This window comes from Nonomuraea sp. NPDC049655, assembly GCF_044465465.1.
Taxonomy (GTDB): domain Bacteria; phylum Actinomycetota; class Actinomycetes; order Streptosporangiales; family Streptosporangiaceae; genus Nonomuraea.
Map to the genome: position 1 here is coordinate 156,075 of NZ_JBITLS010000008.1, position 17,712 is coordinate 173,786.

Here is a 17,712-nt window from a genome sequence, read left to right on the forward strand (position 1 = left end):
GGGCGGGGGGCGTCGTGAGGAACGCGCTCGGGGCCGTCGACAGCGTGCTGCTGCTGGGCGGGCGGAGCGAGATCGGCCTGGAGATCGTCCGGCTGCTGGTCGGGCTGGGCGCGACCAGGGTCGTGCTGGCCGTCAGGGGCGAGCTCGCGCCGCCGGCGGACCTCGCCGCCGAGGTGCACGTCCTGCCGTTCGACGCGCTGGACGTGGGGTCGCACGCCGCCGTCCTGGCCCGGGCCGTGGAGCTGGTGGGCGACCTCGACGTGGTGATCTCCGCGTTCGGCGTGCTCGGCAGCCAGGACGACTACGACGCCGACCCGGCCGCCGCCGCCGAGGCCGTCGCGGTCAACTACGGCGGCCACGTCTCCGTGGACCTGCACGCCGCCAGGGTCCTGCGCGAGCAGGGGCACGGCACCCTCGTGGTGCTCTCGTCGGTCGCCGGGGCGCGGGTGCGCAAGGCCAACTTCGTCTACGGCTCGGCCAAGGCCGGGCTCGACGGGTTCGCGCAGGGGCTCGGCGACGCGCTGCACGGGTCGGGCGCACGCGTGCTGATCGTGCGTCCGGGCTTCGTGATCGGCCGGATGACGAAGGGCCTGCCCCCGGCGCCGCTGTCCTCGACGCCCCGCCAGGTGGCCCTGGCCACCGTGCGCGCGCTGCGCGAGGGCGCGTCGTCCGTGTGGGTGCCGCGGGCGCTCGGCCCGGCGTTCGGCCTGCTGCGCCTGCTGCCGCGGCCCCTCTGGCGGCGGCTGCCGCGCTAGAACGCGATTCAAGCCGGAAGCCGACCGACGAAAGGTTCTAGAGTAGAACACGTTGCAGTTCGGCTGCGGCGCGGCTTATCGTCGGGCCATGCGGACACGGGTCACGGACATGTTCGGAATCGAGCTCCCGATCTTCGCCTTCAGCCACTGCCGGGACGTGGTCGCCGCGGTCAGCCGCGCGGGCGGCATGGGAGTGCTCGGCGCGCTCTACTTCACCCCGGAAGAGCTCGAAATGGAGCTCAAGTGGATCGACGACCACGTCGACGGCAGACCGTACGGCGTGGACGTGGTCATGCCCGCCTCCTACGAGGGCGCCGACTTCGCCCCCGAGGAGCTGGTCGGCCGCCTGCAGGCGATGATCCCCGAGGGGCACCGCGCGTTCGTCGAGAACCTGCTGGGCAGGCACGGCGTGCCGCCCCTGTCGTCCGACGCCGACCCCGGCCGGGTGCTGCTCGGCTGGACCGACGCCACCGCGCGTCCCCAGGTCGAGGTCGCGCTCCGGCATCCCATCGCCCTGCTGGCCAACGCCCTCGGGCCGCCCCCGGCCGACGTCGTGGAGCTCGCCCACCGGCACGGCGTCAAGGTCGCCGCCCTCGCCTCGACCCCGCGGCACGCGCTCAAGCAGGTCGAGGTCGGCGTGGACGTCGTCGTCGCCCAGGGCACCGAGGCCGGCGGCCACACCGGCGAGATCTCGACCATGGTGCTCATCCCGCAGGTGGTGGACGCCGTGGACGTCCCCGTCCTGGCGGCGGGCGGCATCGGGAACGGCCGGCAGATGGCGGCCGGCATGGCGCTGGGCGCGGAGGGCGTCTGGACCGGCTCCCTCTGGCTCACCGTCGAGGAGGCCGACACCCCCGAGATGGCGAAACGCCGCATCCTGGAGGCCACCTCGCGCGACACCGTGCGCTCCCGGAGCTGGACCGGCAAGCCCGCCCGCCTGCTCAGGAACGAGTGGACCGAGGCGTGGGAGTCGCAGGAGTCGCCGGGCACGCTGCCGATGCCGCTGCAGTTCATGCTCGTCTCGGACGCCCTGCGCCGGATCGGCCGCTCGGACGCCTCGGAGCTGGCCACGTTCCCCGCCGGGCAGGTCATCGGCCTGACCAACCAGGTGCGCTCGACGAAGGACGTGGTGTTCGGGCTCGTGGAGGAGTACGCGGAGGCCCTGGAACGCCTCGACCGCATCACCCGGGACTGATCGCCCGGCTGTAACCGTGGGCACGTGGCATCCGGGCCGGGACGATCCCGGCGGCGTCCGCGAGCATCTGGTGACGACGGTCCTCGACGGCCTGCGGGGCTGACTCCTTCCGCAGGCCGCCGTTCTCCGCCGGCTCTCCCTCGGCTCTCGGTCAGCCGAACATGCCGGGCACGTAGTCGCCCGCGGGCTGCTGGATGATGACGTTCACCCGGTTGAAGGTGTTGATCAGGGCGATCAGGCACACCAGCGCCCCGAGCTGCTCCTCGTCGTAGTGCTTGGCGGCGTTCGCCCAGACCTCGTCCGGGACGCCGCCGGCGCCGTCGGCGATGCGGGTGCCCTGCTCGGCCAGCTCCAGCGCGGCCCGCTCGGCCTCGGTGAACACCTTGGCCTCGCGCCAGGCGGCGACCAGGTTGAGCCGGATCGAGGTCTCACCGGCGTGCGCGGCGTCCTTGGTGTGCATGTCGGTGCAGAAGCCGCAGCCGTTGATCTGGCTGGCCCGGATCTTCACCAGCTCCTGCGTGGCGTGGGGCAGGCCGGAGTCCATGATGACCTTGTTGGTGCCGATGAGGTGCTTCATGACCTTGGCCGCGACCTGGTTCTCGAAGAGGTTGAGACGGGATTCCATGACGCGCTCCTTGTCGTCGTCGACTGCTTCCACCTCTCGGACGGGGCAGCCGGACGGGATGTGACAGGAACGGATGTGACGTGCGTCTCTCCTCCCGGCGAGTGGTCAGCGGCCTTCGTAGCGGGCCGGGCGCTTCTCGCGGAAGGCCCGGGTGCCCTCCTTGGCGTCCTCCGAGCCGATCACCGGCCAGCCCAGCTCGTCCGACACCTTCAGGGCCTCGGGCTCCGGCATGCCCAGGGTGTCCCGGTACGTCCGCAGAATGGCCTGGACCGCCAGCGGTCCGGAACCGGCGATGTCCGCTGCCAGCTCCCGGGCCGTCTCCAGCGCCCGCCCGTCCGGCACGACCCGGTTGACCAGCCCCATCGCCAGGGCCTCGGCGGCGGTCACGGAACGGCCGGTGAGCAGCAGGTCCATGGCGTGGCAGTACGGGATCTGGCGGGGCAGCCGGACCGCGCAGCCGCCCATGGGGAAGAGTGCGCGTTTGGCCTCGAACAGCCCCAGGGTGGCCGATTCCGCCACCACTCGCAGGTCCGTCCCGACCAGCAGTTCCGTGCCGCCGGCGACCGCGTACCCCTCGACAGCGCTGATGATCGGCTTTGTCGGCAAGTCCTCCCTCAAGAGCCCCTTCCAGTGAAAATTCGGGATCTGGGCGGCTCTTGCTTGAACCTCTGGATCGGTCGAGGGTTGGCCCATGGCCTTGAGGTCGGCCCCGGCGCAGAACGTGCCCACCGCCCCGGTCAGGATCGCGACCCGGATCGAGGGCTCCGCCGACGCGTACGCCCACGCCGAGGCCAGCCCGATCAGCATGTCCGAGGAGAGGGCGTTGCGGGCCTCCGGCCGGTTCATCGTGACGGTCAGGACGTGGCCGTCGCGTTCCACCCGGCAGTGCGGGGTGCTGATCGGCAGAAGCTCCATGTACGCCTCCCAAGTCCCAGAAGCTACTAAATCAAGCGCTTGCTACGAACTTTACCCGCGGGATACGCTCCCCACAGCAAACGAGAACAAGTTCCTGTTTTGCTACGCCTGAGCTGAGGAGATCAGATGGGCACACTCGGTTTCTGGAGGCTGGCGCAGGCGGATCCCGAGTGGATCGCGGCCGTCGACCCCGACGGCACGGAGCACCGCGCGGGTGACCTCCTGGCCCGTTCGAACCGCCTCGTCCACGGGTTACGCGAGCTCGGCCTGGAGCCGGGCGACGGGATCTGCGGCCTGGTCCCGAACGGCGCGGACGGCCTCGTCCTCTACCTGGCCGCGCTCCAGGCCGGCTGGTACTACACGCCGATCAACTGGCACCTCACCGGCCCGGAGATCGGCTACATCGTGTCCGACAGCGAGGCCAAGGCGTTCTTCGTCCACCCCCGCTTCCTCCAGGAGGGCGCCAGGGGAGCCGAGGCGATCGAGCCGCACCGCCGCTTCCTCCTCGGGGACGGCGGCCAGGACGGCTTCCGCCCGGCGGGCGAGCTGACCGCCGGGCAACCGGACACCGCGCCGCCCGGCCGCACGGCCGGCGCCACCATGCACTACACCTCGGGCACCACCGGCCGGCCCAAGGGCGTCCGGCGCACGCTGAGCGGCCTCGACCCCGACGACGGCGCCGAGCTGATGACCTTCCTGCTCGGCCTGTTCGGCATCACGGCCGGGCCGCCCAACGCGCACCTGGTCACCTCGCCCAGCTACCACACCGCCGTCACCCAGTTCGGCGGCAGCGCCCTGCACATGGGCCACACCCTCGTCTACATGGACAGATGGGACGCCGAGGAGACGCTCCGGCTGTGCGAGCGCTACCGCGTCACGAACTCTCACATGGTCCCCACGCACTTCAAGCGCCTGCTCGCGCTCCCCGAGGCCACCCGGGCCAAGTACGACCTGTCCTCGCTCAGGTGGATGATCCACGCCGCCGCCCCCTGCCCGGTCCCGGTCAAATGGGCGATGTTCGAATGGTGGGGCGACTGCATCTACGAGTACTACGCGGCCACCGAGGGCGGCGGCACCCTGGCCACGCCCGAGGGCTGGAAGGCGCATCCGGGCACGGTCGGCTCCGCCTGGCCGATCAGCGAGCTGCTGATCGCGGACGACGAGGGCGAACCCGTGCCGACCGGCACCCCCGGGACGATCTACATGAAGATGATGGGCGTGCCCTTCGAGTACAAGGGCGACCCCGACAAGACCGCCGCGAACCGGCTCAAGGACTACTTCACGGTCGGCGACATCGGATACCTGGACGAGGACGGCTTCCTCTTCCTCTGCGACCGCAAGGCCGACATGATCATTTCCGGCGGGACGAACATCTACCCGGCCGAGATCGAGAACGAGCTCATGATCCACCCCAAGGTCGCCGACGTGGCCGTGTTCGGCATCCCCGACGACGACTGGGGCGAGCAGATCAAGGCCGTCGTCGAGCCCGCGCCGGGCGTCGCGCCGGGTCCCGAGCTCGCGGCCGAGCTGATCGCCTCGCTGGAGGGCCGCCTGGCCCGGATGAAGTGGCCCAAGAGCGTCGACTTCATCGCCGAGATGCCCCGCGAGCCCAACGGCAAGCTGCTCAAGCGCAAGCTCCGCGCACCGTACTGGGAGGGTCACGACCGTGCCATCTGACGATCCGCTGGTCGCCCAGCACGTCCTGGAGTTCCCCGGCGGTTACACCCGCACGACCGGGTCGGTGATCGGGCGCTTCCTCACCGAGTTACGCGGCCGCCGCATCGTCGGAGTGCGCACGAAAGAGGGCAAGGTGCTCGTGCCGCCCCTCGAATACGACCCCGCCACCGGCGACCCCGTCACCTCCGAGTACGTCGAGGTCGGCCCGGCCGGCACGGTGACCTCCTGGGCCTGGGTGCCCGAGCCCCTGCAGAACCACCCGCTCGACCGGCCCTTCGCCTGGGCCACGATCCTGCTGGACGGCGCCGACACCGCGCTCGTGCACGCCGTCGCCGCCGACGACCCCAGGGCGCTGTCGAAGGGCTCCCGGGTCTGGCCGGTGTGGCGCGACCGGCCCACGGGCCACATCACCGACATCGCCCACTTCGCGCCCGAGGTCACGAAGATCGTGTCCAACGTGCGGGCCGAGTACCGCCTCCAGGCGGGCGGCTCGCTCCGCGTCTTCCTGGAGGGCGTCGAGCGCGGCGTCTTCCTCGGCGGACGTTGCGAGCAGTGCGACCAGGTGTACGTGCCGTACCGGATGTCCTGCCCCCAGTGCGGAGGTCTCATCCCGGAGACGCTCGAACTCCCCGACACCGGGACGATCACCACGTTCGCCATCAACAACCTGCCGGATCCGCGCGCACCGGAAGTGCCGTTCGTCTCCGCCTACATCCTGCTCGACAACGCCGACATCCCCATGATCGCCCTGATCGGCGACGTACCCGCGCACGAGGTGCGCCAGGGCATGCGGGTCAGGGCCGTCTGGGTGCCCGAGGAGGAGCGGAGCAAGTCCATGGCGAACATCCGCTGGTTCGCCCCCACCGGCGAGCCCGACGTGGAGCTGTCATGAGAGAGGTCGCGATCGTCGCGTTCGCGCAGACCGTCCACACCGACCACGACACCGGGCTCACCGAGCCCGAGCTGATCCTGCCGGTGATCAGCGAGGTCAAGGAGCGGACCGGGCTGACCAGGTTCGGCTTCACCTGCTCCGGGAGCTGCGACTACCTGGCCGGGGCGCCGTTCTCGTTCGTCAGCGCCCTGGACGCGCTCGGCGCCTGGCCGCCCGTCTCCGAGAGCCACGTCGAGATGGACGGCGCCTGGGCCCTGTACGAGGCGTGGGTCCGCCTCCAGCACGGCGACATCGACTCGGCCCTGGTCTACGGCTTCGGCAAGTCGTCGCTCGGCGACCTGCGCACCATCATGACCCTCCAGCTCGACCCCTACTACCTGGAACCCCTCGGCCTCGACCAGCTCTCCCTGGCCGCACTCCAGGCGAACGCGCTCGACGCGGACAGGAAGCAGCTCGACGAGATCGTCCGCAGGTCCAGAGCGGACGGCAGGAGCAACCCGTACGCGCTCGACCTGCCCGAACCGGACGGCGAGGAAGTCGCGGTCGAACCCCTCAGGAAGACGGACGTGCCGCCCGTCACGGACGGCGCGGCGGCGATCGTGCTGGCCACGGCGGAACTGGCCGGACGGCTCACCAGCCGCCCCGCGTTCGTCAAGGGCATCGCCCACCGCATCGAGCCCCACTACCTGGGCACGCGGGACCTGGCCAGGTCGGTCTCCGCGGCCGACGCCGCACGGGCCGCCGGCGTCGGCAAGGGCCCGGTCGAGGTGGCCGAGCTGCACGCCCAGTTCCCGCACGAGGAGCTCATCCTGCGCGAGGCGCTCGAACTGGGCGGCGACACGCTGATCAACCCGTCCGGCGGACCGCTCGCCGCCAACCCCGTCATGGCCACGGGGCTCATCCGCATCGGCGAGGCCGCGCGGCGCATCCTCGACGGCGGCGCGAGCCGCACCGTCGGGCACGCCGCCGGCGGCCCCTGCCTGCAGCACAACCTCGTCACGGTCCTGGAGGCGTGAATCATGGGCAACCGCTGCGCGGTGATCGGGGTCGGACAGACGCACTACACCACCAAGCGCAGGGACGTCTCCATCGCGGGCCTGGTCCGCGAGGCGGCGCTGCGGGCCCTGGAGGACGCCGGGCTGACGTTCAAGGACATCGACGCCGTCGTGGTCGGCAAGGCGCCCGACCTGTTCGAGGGCGTGATGATGCCCGAGGCGTACCTCGCCGACGCGCTCGGCGCGGCGGGCAAGCCGATGATGCGGGTGCACACCGCGGGCAGCGTCGGCGGCTCGACGGCGCTGGTCGGCGCGAGCCTGATCCAGGGCGGCGTGCACGAGCGGGTGCTCGTGGTGGCCTTCGAGAAGCAGTCGGAGTCCAACGCCACCTGGGCGCTGTCCACGCACCTGCCCTTCAGCGCGTCGCTCGTGGTCGGCGCGGGCGGCTACTTCGCGCCGCACATCCGCGAGTACATGCGCAGGTCCGGCGCGCCCGGCCACATCGGCACGCTGGTCGCCGTCAAGGACCGGCTCAACGCCCTGAAGAACCCCTACGCCCACCTCAGGATCCCCGGCATCGACCAGAAGATGGTCGAGTCCACGCCGATGCTCTGGGAGCCGATCCGCTACCTGGAGACCTGCCCGTCCAGCGACGGCGCGTGCGCGATGGTCCTGGCCGCCGAGCACAAGGTCACCGGCACCCCCGCCTGGGTGCACGGCACCGCCATGCGCTCGGAGCCCATCTTCCGGGCCGGCCGCGACACCGTCAGCCCCCAGGGCGGCAAGGACTGCGCCGCCGACGTCTACCGCCAGGCCGGCGTCACCGACCCGCGCCGCGAGATCGACGTGGCCGAGGTGTACGTGCCCTTCTCCTGGTACGAGCCGATGTGGCTGGAGAACCTGGGATTCGCGGCGGAGGGCGAGGGCTGGAAGCTGACCGAGTCCGGCGCCACGGCCCTCGACGGCGACATCCCGTGGAACGCCTCCGGCGGCGTGCTGTCCAGCAACCCGATCGGGGCCTCGGGGTTGATCAGGTTCGCCGAGGCCGCGCTCCAGGTGCGCGGCCAGGCCGGCGAGCACCAGGTGGACGGCGCTCGCACGGCGCTCGGCCACGCCTACGGCGGCGGAGCCCAGTTCTTCGCGATGTGGATCGTCGGACGGGAGAGACCCTGATGGAGTTCAACCACGCGGACCTGTTCGAAGCACTCGCCGACGTGATCGGGGACCGCACCGCCGTCATCTGCGGCGACCGGCGGCGCACCTACGCCGAGCTGGACGCCGAGGCCAACCGGCTCGCCCACTACCTCGCCGGCCTGGGCGTGCGGCCGGGCCAGCACGTCGGTCTGCACCTGTACAACGGCGTGGAGTACCTGGCCGGGTTGCTGGCCGCGCTCAAGATCCGGGCCGTGCCGATCAACGTCAACTACCGGTACGTCGAGGCCGAGCTGCTCTACCTCTACCAGGACGCCGACCTGCGCGCGCTGGTCTACGACGTCGAGTTCGACCCCCGCGTGGCCGCCGTCGCGCACCAGGCACCGCTGCTGGAGCACCTGATCGCGGTCGGCGGCGAGTCGTCGATCGCCTCGGCGGTGCCGTACGAGGCGGCGCTGGAGCGCGGCAATCCGGAACGCGGCTTCGCCTCGCGCACCGGCCAGGACGTCTACATCATCTACACCGGCGGCACCACCGGCATGCCCAAGGGCGCGATGTGGCACGTCGAGGACCTGTTCATGGCCTTCGGCGGCGGCAACCCGTACGGCGACCCGCGCACCACCCCGCAGGAGGTGATCGACGAGGCCGTCAAGGCCACCCCCATGATCATGATGGCCACCTCGCCGCTCATGCACGGCGCCGCGCAGATGGCCACCTTCATCAGCTGGTGGGCGGGCGGGACGATGGTGCTCGTCCCCAAGTTCGACGCGGGCGAGGTGTGGCGGGCGGTCGAGCGCGAGCGCGTGCTGACCATGAGCATCACGGGCGACGCCATGGCCAGGCCGCTGGCCGAGGCGCTGGAGACGGGCACGTACGACCTGTCGTCGCTGTTCGTCGTCAGCTCGACCGGCGCGATCCTGAGCGGCGCGGTCCGCGACCGGCTCCAGGGCCTGCTGCCCGACGTCATGATCGTGGACAGCTTCGGCTCGACGGAGTCCGGCTACACCGCCTCCGCGCTGCCCGGCTCCACGCCCGAGACCGGGCTGCGCTACCAGCCCAACCCGTCGGCCAGGATCAGCGTCCTGGACGAGCGGGGACGTCCCGTTCCGCCGGGTTCGGGGCAGATGGGGACGGTGGCCAGGTCCGGGCGGGTGGCGTTCGGCTACTACAACGACCCGGACAAGTCGGCGCGCACGTTCGTCACCGACCCCGACGGCACCCGCTGGCTGCTCACCGGCGACCTGGCGACCGTGGACGCCGACGGCACCGTGCACGTGTTCGGCCGCGGCTCGCAGTGCATCAACACCGGCGGCGAGAAGGTCTTCCCCGAGGAGGTCGAGGCCGTGCTCAAGGGTCATCCGTCGGTGTTCGACGCGGTGGTGACCGGCGTGCCGGACGACCGGTGGGGGAGCAGGGTGGCGGCGGTGGTCGAGCCGCGTCCCGGCGTCGAGGTGACCGCCGCCGAGCTGGACGTTCACTGCCGGGCGTCGTTGTCGGGGTACAAGGTGCCGCGTTCGTACGCGTTCGTGAAGGAGATGGTCCGCTCGCCCGCCGGCAAGGCCGACTACCGCTGGGCCAGGCAAACCGCCGAAGCCGCCACCCCCTGACCACCCGGTCGTCGCTCGTGGGCTGCGGCCGTGCGGTGGCTAGGTCGTGCGTAGTTCGGCCTCCACCTGGGCCGCCTCCTCGCGCCTGCCGGACTTCTCCAGCAGCCGCAGCCGGCCGCGCAGCACGTCGCGCAGCAGCTCGGTGAGCTCGGTGAGCTCGCCGTTCCCGCCGTTCCCGCCGTTCCCGCCGTTCGGGGCGGTGGCACCGGCCGTCAGGAGGCCGCGCAGCAGGCCGTGCGCGACCCGGAGCGCGGTGTCGGCCGCGTCGTCCCTGCCCAGCTCCTGCTGGCAGAAGCCGAGCCGGGCGTGGGCGACGGCGGCGGCCGGCTCGTCGTCGATGACCTGGGCGCCGCGATGGAAGACCAGGCCGGCCTCCAGCGCCCGGCCCGACTCCATCAGCGCGTCGCCCAGCATGAGCAGGGCGCGGGACAGGATGCCGCCGAGCAGGGGGTTCGCGGGGGCATGGCGTTCGAGCACGGCGACGGCCTCGCGCAGCGGCCCCACCGCCGCCGCCGGCTGCTCGCGCAGCCGGAGCGCGGCGGCCAGCGTCAGCCCGGCCCCCGCCCGGCTGACGTGGAGCGCCTCGGCGTTCATGCCCGTGGTCAGCAGCTCGTCGTAGATCGCGATGGCCTCGCGGGCCCGTTGCTCGGCCTCCGCAGCCGCGCCGGGCCGCAGCAGGGGCAGCAGCTCCGAGCTCTGCGCCAGCGAATCGGCCAGGATCGCCCGGTACGTCAGCTCGCCCGGCGACCGCCTGGCCAGCCGGATCAGCTCCTCGGCCAGCGCGCCCGCCTCCCGCGCCTCGCCCAGCATCATGTGGCACCTGACCAGGCGCTGGGTGGCCAGGGCATGCCTGAGCGTGCGCGGCGGCAGGCCGGTGACGGCGATCCTGGCGTACTCGGCGGCCTCCTCGGGACGCCCGGCGGCCAGCAGGTCGTCGGCGACCGTCCCGGCCACCTCGGCCGCCGCCGCGGGCCGGGCGAGCCGGACGTGCAGGCGCATGGCCTCCACCAGGTGGGCCAGCGCCTCCTGCGTCCGGCCGGACGCGCGCAGCACCTGCCCGCGCACCTGGATCGCCTGCGCGCGCACGCCGAGCAGCCCGGCCTCGCCGCCCCGCGCCTCCGCGGCGCGGTCCTGCTCGGCCAGCGACCAGGTCACCGCCTCCAGCGCGGCCTGCGGACGGTCGAGGGCGGCCAGAGCGGCGCCGAGCTGGGCGTACGTGACGGCGGCGACGGCGGGCTCGTCCAGCTCGTCGCAGAGGTCGGCGGCGCGTTCCGAGTGGGCCAGCGCCTCCACCGGCCGACCGGCCTCCAACAGTCTGACCGCGTACCTGTTCAGCGTCTCGGCCAGCGCTCTCCCGTCCTCGGACAACAGGTCCACGGCCTGCTCAAGGACGGTCAGGTCGGCGTCGCCGAGCGCGGCCAGCGCCAGGCCCAGGGAGTGCCGGTGGCGGGCGTCGAACGCGGCCAGCCCCTTGAGGACGCGTACGGCCGGAGCCGCCGTCGCGCCGCCGAACATGAGGCAGTGGCCGAACCGCTCGTGCAGCAGCGGGTTCTCGCTGACCGGGGCCTCGCGCTCCAACGCCTCGGCGAACGCCGTCAGCAGCGGCAGCAGCCTGGCGGCCGTCCTCGGGGTGGCCGCGCGCAGGTGGGCGGACAGCTCGTCCACGGCCGTGGTGAGCACGTCGGGGTGCGGCAGCGGGCGTACCCGGAGGATCTGGGCGTACAGGTCGGTTCCGGCGGACGGGCCGTGGCCGGTCACGCGGAGCCGGGCCAGGCGGGCCAGCGCTCGGACGTGCACGCCGGCCAGGTCCCGGGTGAGCGGGCCCGCCTCGGCCATCAGGGCGACGCCCTTGGCCAGCTCGGCGGCGGCGAGGTCGTGTTCGTCCAGGTCGGCGTGGCACAGGCCGCTGAGCTCCAGACAGGTGGCGGTGAGCAGACGGGTGCGCTCGGGCGGCTCGGGCACGAGGATGTCCAGGGCGCGGGTGACCGATTGGAGCGCTCCTGCCACGTTCCCGGCGGCCAGCCGGAGGCCCGCGTGCAGACGCAGCGCGCCCGCGAGCACGACCGGGGACTCCAGCCGCTCGGCCACCAGCCCCTCGCACACCGCGACCAGCCGCTCCGCCTCGCCGTCGGCGACCTCCAGGCGGCCCGTGGCCTCCAGCGCCGCTACCTCCAGGACGAGCAGCTTGGCCAACTCCTGCTGCACCACGAAGCTGACCTCGGACTGCGGCCCACACGCCTCAACGGCACCCCGCAGATACGGCACCGCCTCCGAATACCGCCCCAACCCCACAAGCGCCCGCCCAACCGCCCCCACAACGGCCCCACCCACAACGGCCCCACCCACAACGGCCCCACCCACAACGACCCCACCCGCGCCCACCCCGCCCGCGACCGCCCCACCGACTCCAGCCCCCCGGGTGCTCCCGTCGCCGGGGTCGTCAGGTGTCGCGTGGCGTCGTAGCAGGTCGGCGGCCTGGGTTGCGAGGCGGAGGGCGTCGCGGGCGCGTCCGGTTTCGGCCCAGGCGCGTGCCAGCGCTGCCTGGGCGGCGGCGTACGCTTGCACCCGCGCGGCTTGCGGCCCGGGGCCGTCGGCGGATGCGGGGCCGTCCGCAGGCTCCAGGGCGGCGCGGCGTTCGATCAGGGTTCGTTCGGCTCTGGCCACGTCGGGCGGCGGGGTGATCAGGGCGGTCATCCAGGGCTGTTCGGTTTCTCCGGCCGCCGCGGCGGTGGGGTCGGTCGTCGACTCCTGCCAGGCTCGGATCTCCTCCCGGTGTCGCCGGTAGGACGCGTCTTCGGTGCCCAGGGCGTCGTACAGAGCGACTGCTGCCTGCGCATGGGCTCGGGCGTCGGCGGGGCGGTCGAGTCCGGAGAGGCAGAGGGCGAGCAGGTGTCTGGAGCGGGCCCTGACGGCCCTGTGCCGCTCGTCCAGTTCGGAGGCGAGGATCGCGGCGTCCTGGAGCGGGTCGAGCGCGTCGCGGGGGCGCGCGTCGGTCAGCAGCAGTTCGCCCAGGTCGAGGAGCTGGACGGTCAGGGCCGGTCGGTGCTCGTCGGGTTCGAGCGCGACCAGCGAGCGCAGGTTCCGCACCGCCTCGGCGGCGAACCGCTCGGCCTGGTCCAGGTCGTCCAGCGCGCGGTGCAGCCCGGCCAGCAGGCCCGCGGCCTCGGCCAGCATCAGCCGCAGGCCCGGCTCCTCGTCCGCCAGGCCGCGCAGCCGTACGACGGCCTCTGCGGCGGGAGCGACGGCCTCGGCCGCCCTGCCGTGTTCACCGAGCCACCCGGCCAGCAGGCACAACCGCTGAGCCAGATCCCTGTCGGTCGGCGCCGCGCCCGCCACGGCGGCGGTGGCCGCGACGGCAAGACAGGCGGCCAACTCGGGCAACGCCCCCGGCTCGGGGCCGGGCAAGGCGAATGGCGGGACAGGCGCGGGCACCCGCCTGATGCCGCCCGGCATGACGGGCGGTCCGGCATCGGGTGGGGTGGGCTGTTGGGAGCTGGGTGACGGGGGTTGTGCGGTGATGGGCGCGGGGGTCGGGGGAGCGAGAGTGGGGCTTGTGGGGGAGGCGTGCGCTGTGAGGACGTCGGTCAGGGCTGCGGCGACCTCGCCGGCACCGCCCGCGGCCGCGAACGCCTCCACCGCCTCGGCCGTCCGCCCCGAGTCCAGCAGCGCGCACGCCAGGTTGTGGTACGCCTGCCCGGCCCGTCCCGCGTACCGGGGGTCGTCCTCGGCCAGGATGCGGAACCGGGTCGCCGCCTCCTGCGCGGGCCTGAGCGCGCTGCCGGGCTCGCCCGCGAGCAGCAGGCACGCCCCCAGGACGAACAGCGCCTCCGCCTGACCGGCCGCCTCCTCGTACGGGGGAGCGGCCGCGAAGATCTCCACGGCCTCGGCGGCGGCCACCACCGCCTCACCCACCCGGCCCACGGCCGACAACCGGGACGACAGCCGGGCCAGCGCCCCCGCCAGCGCGGTCCGCCTGCCGCCTGCACGGAAGTGCCGTACGGCCAGCTCGGCCAGCGTCACCTCAAGGGCCCGCAACCCGAGCGGCGGCCCAGCCCGGGAAGCGCCCCACGAATCCCCTCGGGAATCGATCTGCGCATCCACCTGTGGTTCCAAGGGCAGCGCGGCCACCGCCGCGGTCGCCGCCCGGTCGGCCGGCAGTTGCGTGAGCGCGGCGTTGAGCAGGTCGCCGAGCCGGGTGGCGGGGTTCGCCGCCGCCTCCGCGACCAGCGCCCCGATCCTGGACGTCACCAGCGAACGCAGCGCCCGCCCCACCTCCGCCCGCTCCGCGCCCAGGCGGAGCACGTCGAGCAGGCGTGCCAGGTGTCCGGCCGTCCGCCGCTCGTGGTCGTGCACGGCCAGGACCAGCGCGTCCAGGTCCTCGGTCTCGGCGAGCGCCTGCTCGGCCACCAGGTCCGGCCCGAGCGGGCACAGCCGGTCCACGCCGGGGAAGACGCGTCCCAGCCAGTCGGCGACGACCGCCGCGGCCTGCGGATCGCCGTGCAGGGCGGGCACGGCCGACAGCAGGCCGGGCAGCTCGGCGGGGGTGGGGGCGGTGAGCGTGAGCAGGGCGACGGACTGCCGGGCGGTGGTCTCGTCCACCTGGGCGCGGCCGGCGGGCCAGACGGTGGCCCACTGGTCGCGTTCGCGGTCGAGGAAGCGGCTGAGCAGCTCCTCGCCGACGGTCACCGTCGCGCGCGTCCGGGTTCCGCTCCGGCCGCCGGGACGGAAGGCGTTCCAGGACGTCCCGGGGCGGGGCTCGGGCACCGTCCGGTAGGGCGGGGCGCCGATCCCGCCGCCGGGCAGGGCGTCCGGAAGGGTGGGCGCGGGCAGGACCTCCGTCTCGCCGCCGCGCAGCCGCAGCAGGGCCGCGAGGTGGACGCGGAGCGGCAGGCCGTACTCGGGGTCGTCCAGGCGCGGGGGCGTGGGGAGCGCGGCCCGGCTCGGCGCGAACGCCTTCATCGCCGTGAACGCGTGCTCGGTGCGCTCGTTCAGGGTGAGCGGGTGCTGGTTGAGCTGCACGGTCGTGGTGTTGAGCCGGCGCAGCCAGCCGCCCGCCGCCGTGTCCAGCCGCCGCCACCACTCCGCCTCGCCGGGCTCGCGGGCCAGCAGCAACACCCGTACGCGAGGGTTGTGCCCGTGCTTGGCCAGCCGCCGTACCAGCTCGCCCACCAGCGGACCGGACGGCTCCGGCGACTCCACGACCACCAGCGAGGGCCGCACCGCCTCCAAAGACACCGCCGCGCGCCCGGACAGGGCGGCGAGCGCGGCGTCCAGGGCCAGGAATCCGGCGTCCCAGCCCGCTTCCCGCAGTTCCTCGCACAACTCCCCGGCCAGCCGGGTACGGCCCGTGCCGCTCCGCCCGGTCACCACCGCGACCGACAGCGCGACCGGCTCCCCGGCCCAGGCCCGCAGGGCGGCGAGCTGCCCGTCCCGCCCGGAGTACGGCACCACGGCGTGCCGCGGCAGCAGCAGCCGCCAGTCCGGACAGTCGGACGGCAACGGCTCCCGCGCCGGCAGCAGCAGCCCGGACAGGACCACCCGCCCGTCACCGGCGGAAACGCTCTCCAGCGGGCCCGGCGCGGCCCCGGTCAGCTCGCGGAACCGGTCGTCGCGCAGCAGCACGCCCACGGGCACCGCGTCGAGCCGCCCCCGGGCGTGCCCGGCGGCCGAGGCCGTGACGACGGCGGCGACCTGCCCGGCGGGCTCGGCCAGCAGCGCGGCTCCGGTCAGCCCCGCCCACACCTCCATCGGAGGCGGCGGGCCGGGCACGTCCATGCTGAGCGTCCGCGACGCCGGGCCCGTGGGGGCGGCGGCGGTTCCGGACAGCACCCGGACGTCCCTGAACCCCGACCGCCGCCGTGCCCGCGGGAACCCCATGGCCAGGCACGGCACCCGTTCCCCTGACAAGGCGGCCCACCGAAGGTGCCCGATGCCGGGCACGTCGGCCCAGGGCGGTCCGGGCACCCGCAGCAGCACCGCGCCGTGCCCGCGCCAGACCTGCTCGGCTGTCGCCCACCGGGACGACCACGGCGGGCGCACCTGGCAGGGCGCGCCGGGATCCACCACGAGGGACGCGGTCAGCACGAGGTCCGTGCCGATCACATGGCCGGTCCCGGTCACGCCGACCACGTCGTCGTGACCCGAGTAGACCTCGACGACTCGTTCGAGGCCGAGGCGGTGCGGTGGCGCGTCCATGGGTCCGCCTAGCTGCTACGTCCCGGCTTTTCGTCCCCCGATCGATCTCACTATCGCATTAAGAGCGGGAAATTTCGCGGCTTGTCATGCCTTCTCGGTTGTGAGCCATGCGGCCAGCCCGAGGTAGACCAGGCCGCTGCCCACGTCGAGCCGCCGCCGCGCCCGTACGGACCCGCGCAGCCGTCCCGCCAGCGTGGACGACAGCAGCGCGTACATGCCGTCGCTGGCCATCCCCAGCACCAGCCACAACCCGCCGAGCATCAGGATCTGCGGTCCCACCGGCCCCGCCGCCGGGACGGTGAACAGCGGCAGGAAGGTCAGGAAGAACACGGCCGTCTTCGGATTGAGCACGTTGACCACGAACCCCTCCCAGAACAGCCGCCGCCTGGACTGCACCTGCAGCTCGACGACCTCCTCGGACCCCCCGCCGCGCTTCATCAGCTTGCGCAGGCCGAGCCAGAGCAGGTACGCCACTCCCACGTACTTGACGACCGTGAACGCGGTCGCCGAGGCCGCGATCAGCGCGCTGAGGCCGAGGGCTGCCGCGCCGATGTGGACCAGCGAGCCGGCGTGCACGCCCAGCACCGAGACGAACCCGGCGGACCGGCCCTGGGAGACGCTGCGGGTGACGATGTAGAGCACCGCGGGGCCGGGGACCACGAGCAGTCCCAGCGTGGCCGCGCAGAACAGCGCGATATGCGTGATGTCCGGCATGTGCTCATCGTAAGGACGCCGTCAACGGTTTTCCCTCATGTGCTTGTCCTAAGGACGCCGTCAACGGCCTTCGCCGGCGGGCGGCAGGCTCGCGCCGAGCGCTTCGAGCAGGGCGCCGGTGGCCGGCGGGTGCGGCGGGTCGCCGTAGACGGCGGCGTACACGTGCCTGGTGGAGCCGGGCACCTGGGCCGCCGCCACGTCGGGGTTGCGGTGGGCGGTGAGCGCCAGGCCGGGCAGCACGGTCAGGCCCATGCCGGCCGCCACGAGCGCCTGCACGGCCACGATGTCGTCGCTGGTGAAGGAGATGCGCGGCTCGAACCCGGCCTTGGCGCAGATGTCGAGCAGGTGGCTGCGGCAGCGGTCGCAGCCGGCGATCCAGGGGGAGTCGGCGTGGTCGGCCAGCTCGCCGCCCGGCTCGGGGGAGACCAGGTAGCTGGGGTCGTCGAGGAGGTGGATCAGGTGCAGGCCGGCGTCCTCGGGGGCGGTGTCGTCGTACCGGAACATGACGGCGACGTCGACCCGGCCGGCGCGCAGCAGCCTGAGGGCCTCGGGCGGCTCGGTCTCGGTGAGCTCCAGCCGCAGCCCGGGATGGGCGGCCGCCAGACGGCGGACGGCGGACGGGATGAACGTGCCGAGCGCCGACGGGAAGGCGGCCAGCCGCACGCGGCCCTCGCGCAGGCCCACGTGGGCGGCCAGCTCCTCGGCGGTGGCGTCGATCCGGCCGATGATGTCGGCGGCGCGGTCGGCCAGCAGCCGGCCCGCCTCGGTCAGCCGGATGCCGCGCCCCACCCGCTGGACGAGCTTGGCGCCGGTCTCGGCCTCCAGCCGGGCCAGGTGGTGGCTGATGGACGGCTGGGAATAGTGGAGCTCCTTGGCGGCCGCGGTGAGCGACCCCTTGCGGGCCACCGCGACGAGGACGCGGAGCCGGGCGACGTCGAGCATTCATCAATCGTATCTATCAATAGGCCAGAAGACTTCTGTTGGACCTAT

12 protein-coding genes are annotated in these 17,712 nt (G+C 73.3%); 7 read left to right on the forward strand and 5 right to left on the reverse strand.

The window, feature by feature from the left end; genetic code table 11:
* Window positions 1–14 precede the first annotated feature (14 nt).
* Window positions 15–755 carry an SDR family NAD(P)-dependent oxidoreductase gene (locus ACIBQ6_RS25965; RefSeq protein ID WP_397214962.1) on the forward strand — a complete coding sequence of 247 codons (741 nt, stop codon included), beginning with the start codon at window positions 15–17 and terminating at the stop codon, window positions 753–755.
* Between the two features lie 88 nt (window positions 756–843).
* Entirely contained in the window at window positions 844–1,950 is a 1,107-nt protein-coding gene (locus ACIBQ6_RS25970) for a nitronate monooxygenase family protein (RefSeq protein WP_358282866.1), read from the forward strand.
* A gap of 151 nt (window positions 1,951–2,101) precedes the next feature.
* Here the strand turns inward: ACIBQ6_RS25970 and ACIBQ6_RS25975 are convergent, their stop codons facing one another.
* The gene (locus ACIBQ6_RS25975; RefSeq protein WP_397214964.1) at window positions 2,102–2,575 is read right to left on the reverse strand and encodes a carboxymuconolactone decarboxylase family protein; all 474 of its coding nucleotides are present in this window, start codon (window positions 2,573–2,575) and stop codon (window positions 2,102–2,104) included.
* Between the two features lie 105 nt (window positions 2,576–2,680).
* On the reverse strand, window positions 2,681–3,490 hold the full coding sequence (locus ACIBQ6_RS25980) for a crotonase/enoyl-CoA hydratase family protein (RefSeq protein ID WP_397214966.1): 810 nt from the start codon (window positions 3,488–3,490) through the stop codon (window positions 2,681–2,683).
* Window positions 3,491–3,616: 126 nt separating this feature from the next.
* On the opposite strand from ACIBQ6_RS25980, the gene ACIBQ6_RS25985 reads away from it, so the two are divergent.
* The 5 genes from ACIBQ6_RS25985 to ACIBQ6_RS26005 are packed head-to-tail and all read left to right on the forward strand — an operon-like array spanning window position 3,617 to window position 9,813.
* Window positions 3,617–5,167: an acyl-CoA synthetase gene (locus ACIBQ6_RS25985; RefSeq protein WP_358282872.1), complete on the forward strand. Its 1,551-nt coding sequence runs from the start codon at window positions 3,617–3,619 to the stop codon at window positions 5,165–5,167.
* Window positions 5,157–6,059, forward strand: coding sequence for a Zn-ribbon domain-containing OB-fold protein (locus ACIBQ6_RS25990; RefSeq protein ID WP_397214968.1), 903 nt, complete (start codon window positions 5,157–5,159; stop codon window positions 6,057–6,059). Before ACIBQ6_RS25985 ends, ACIBQ6_RS25990 begins: the two co-directional genes overlap by 11 nt.
* Window positions 6,056–7,075: a thiolase domain-containing protein gene (locus ACIBQ6_RS25995; protein WP_397164912.1), complete on the forward strand. Its 1,020-nt coding sequence runs from the start codon at window positions 6,056–6,058 to the stop codon at window positions 7,073–7,075. The genes ACIBQ6_RS25990 and ACIBQ6_RS25995 overlap by 4 nt, the downstream gene beginning before the upstream one ends.
* A 3-nt stretch (window positions 7,076–7,078) precedes the next feature.
* Window positions 7,079–8,227 carry a thiolase domain-containing protein gene (locus ACIBQ6_RS26000; RefSeq protein WP_352323091.1) on the forward strand — a complete coding sequence of 383 codons (1,149 nt, stop codon included), beginning with the start codon at window positions 7,079–7,081 and terminating at the stop codon, window positions 8,225–8,227.
* Window positions 8,227–9,813 (forward strand): acyl-CoA synthetase, encoded by a 1,587-nt coding sequence (locus tag ACIBQ6_RS26005; protein ID WP_397214970.1) that lies wholly within the window; start codon window positions 8,227–8,229, stop codon window positions 9,811–9,813. The genes ACIBQ6_RS26000 and ACIBQ6_RS26005 overlap by 1 nt, the downstream gene beginning before the upstream one ends.
* 39 nt (window positions 9,814–9,852) lie before the next feature.
* Here ACIBQ6_RS26005 and ACIBQ6_RS26010 read toward each other — a convergent pair whose 3' ends face one another.
* From ACIBQ6_RS26010 to ACIBQ6_RS26020, 3 genes are all read right to left on the reverse strand, one after another.
* Window positions 9,853–16,008, reverse strand: a complete 6,156-nt coding sequence (locus ACIBQ6_RS26010; protein ID WP_397214972.1) for a hypothetical protein — start codon at window positions 16,006–16,008, stop codon at window positions 9,853–9,855.
* Between the two features lie 84 nt (window positions 16,009–16,092).
* Window positions 16,093–16,722, reverse strand: a complete 630-nt coding sequence (locus ACIBQ6_RS26015; protein WP_358282918.1) for a LysE family translocator — start codon at window positions 16,720–16,722, stop codon at window positions 16,093–16,095.
* 60 nt (window positions 16,723–16,782) lie between these two features.
* Window positions 16,783–17,664 (reverse strand): LysR family transcriptional regulator, encoded by an 882-nt coding sequence (locus tag ACIBQ6_RS26020; RefSeq protein ID WP_358282920.1) that lies wholly within the window; start codon window positions 17,662–17,664, stop codon window positions 16,783–16,785.
* Window positions 17,665–17,712 lie beyond the last annotated feature (48 nt).

Excerpts from the sequence above, each read along its gene's own strand:
- ACIBQ6_RS26005 (WP_397214970.1), top strand. The coding sequence starts at position 8,227 with ATGGAGTTCAACCACGCGGACCTGTTCGAAGCACTCGCCGACGTGATC.
- ACIBQ6_RS25975 (WP_397214964.1), bottom strand. The coding sequence starts at position 2,575 with ATGGAATCCCGTCTCAACCTCTTCGAGAACCAGGTCGCGGCCAAGGTC.
- ACIBQ6_RS26020 (WP_358282920.1), bottom strand. The coding sequence starts at position 17,664 with ATGCTCGACGTCGCCCGGCTCCGCGTCCTCGTCGCGGTGGCCCGCAAG.
- ACIBQ6_RS25995 (WP_397164912.1), top strand. The coding sequence starts at position 6,056 with ATGAGAGAGGTCGCGATCGTCGCGTTCGCGCAGACCGTCCACACCGAC.
- ACIBQ6_RS25970 (WP_358282866.1), top strand. The coding sequence starts at position 844 with ATGCGGACACGGGTCACGGACATGTTCGGAATCGAGCTCCCGATCTTC.
- ACIBQ6_RS25985 (WP_358282872.1), top strand. The coding sequence starts at position 3,617 with ATGGGCACACTCGGTTTCTGGAGGCTGGCGCAGGCGGATCCCGAGTGG.
- ACIBQ6_RS26000 (WP_352323091.1), top strand. The coding sequence starts at position 7,079 with ATGGGCAACCGCTGCGCGGTGATCGGGGTCGGACAGACGCACTACACC.
- ACIBQ6_RS26015 (WP_358282918.1), bottom strand. The coding sequence starts at position 16,722 with ATGCCGGACATCACGCATATCGCGCTGTTCTGCGCGGCCACGCTGGGA.
- ACIBQ6_RS25980 (WP_397214966.1), bottom strand. The coding sequence starts at position 3,490 with ATGGAGCTTCTGCCGATCAGCACCCCGCACTGCCGGGTGGAACGCGAC.
- ACIBQ6_RS26010 (WP_397214972.1), bottom strand. The coding sequence starts at position 16,008 with ATGGACGCGCCACCGCACCGCCTCGGCCTCGAACGAGTCGTCGAGGTC.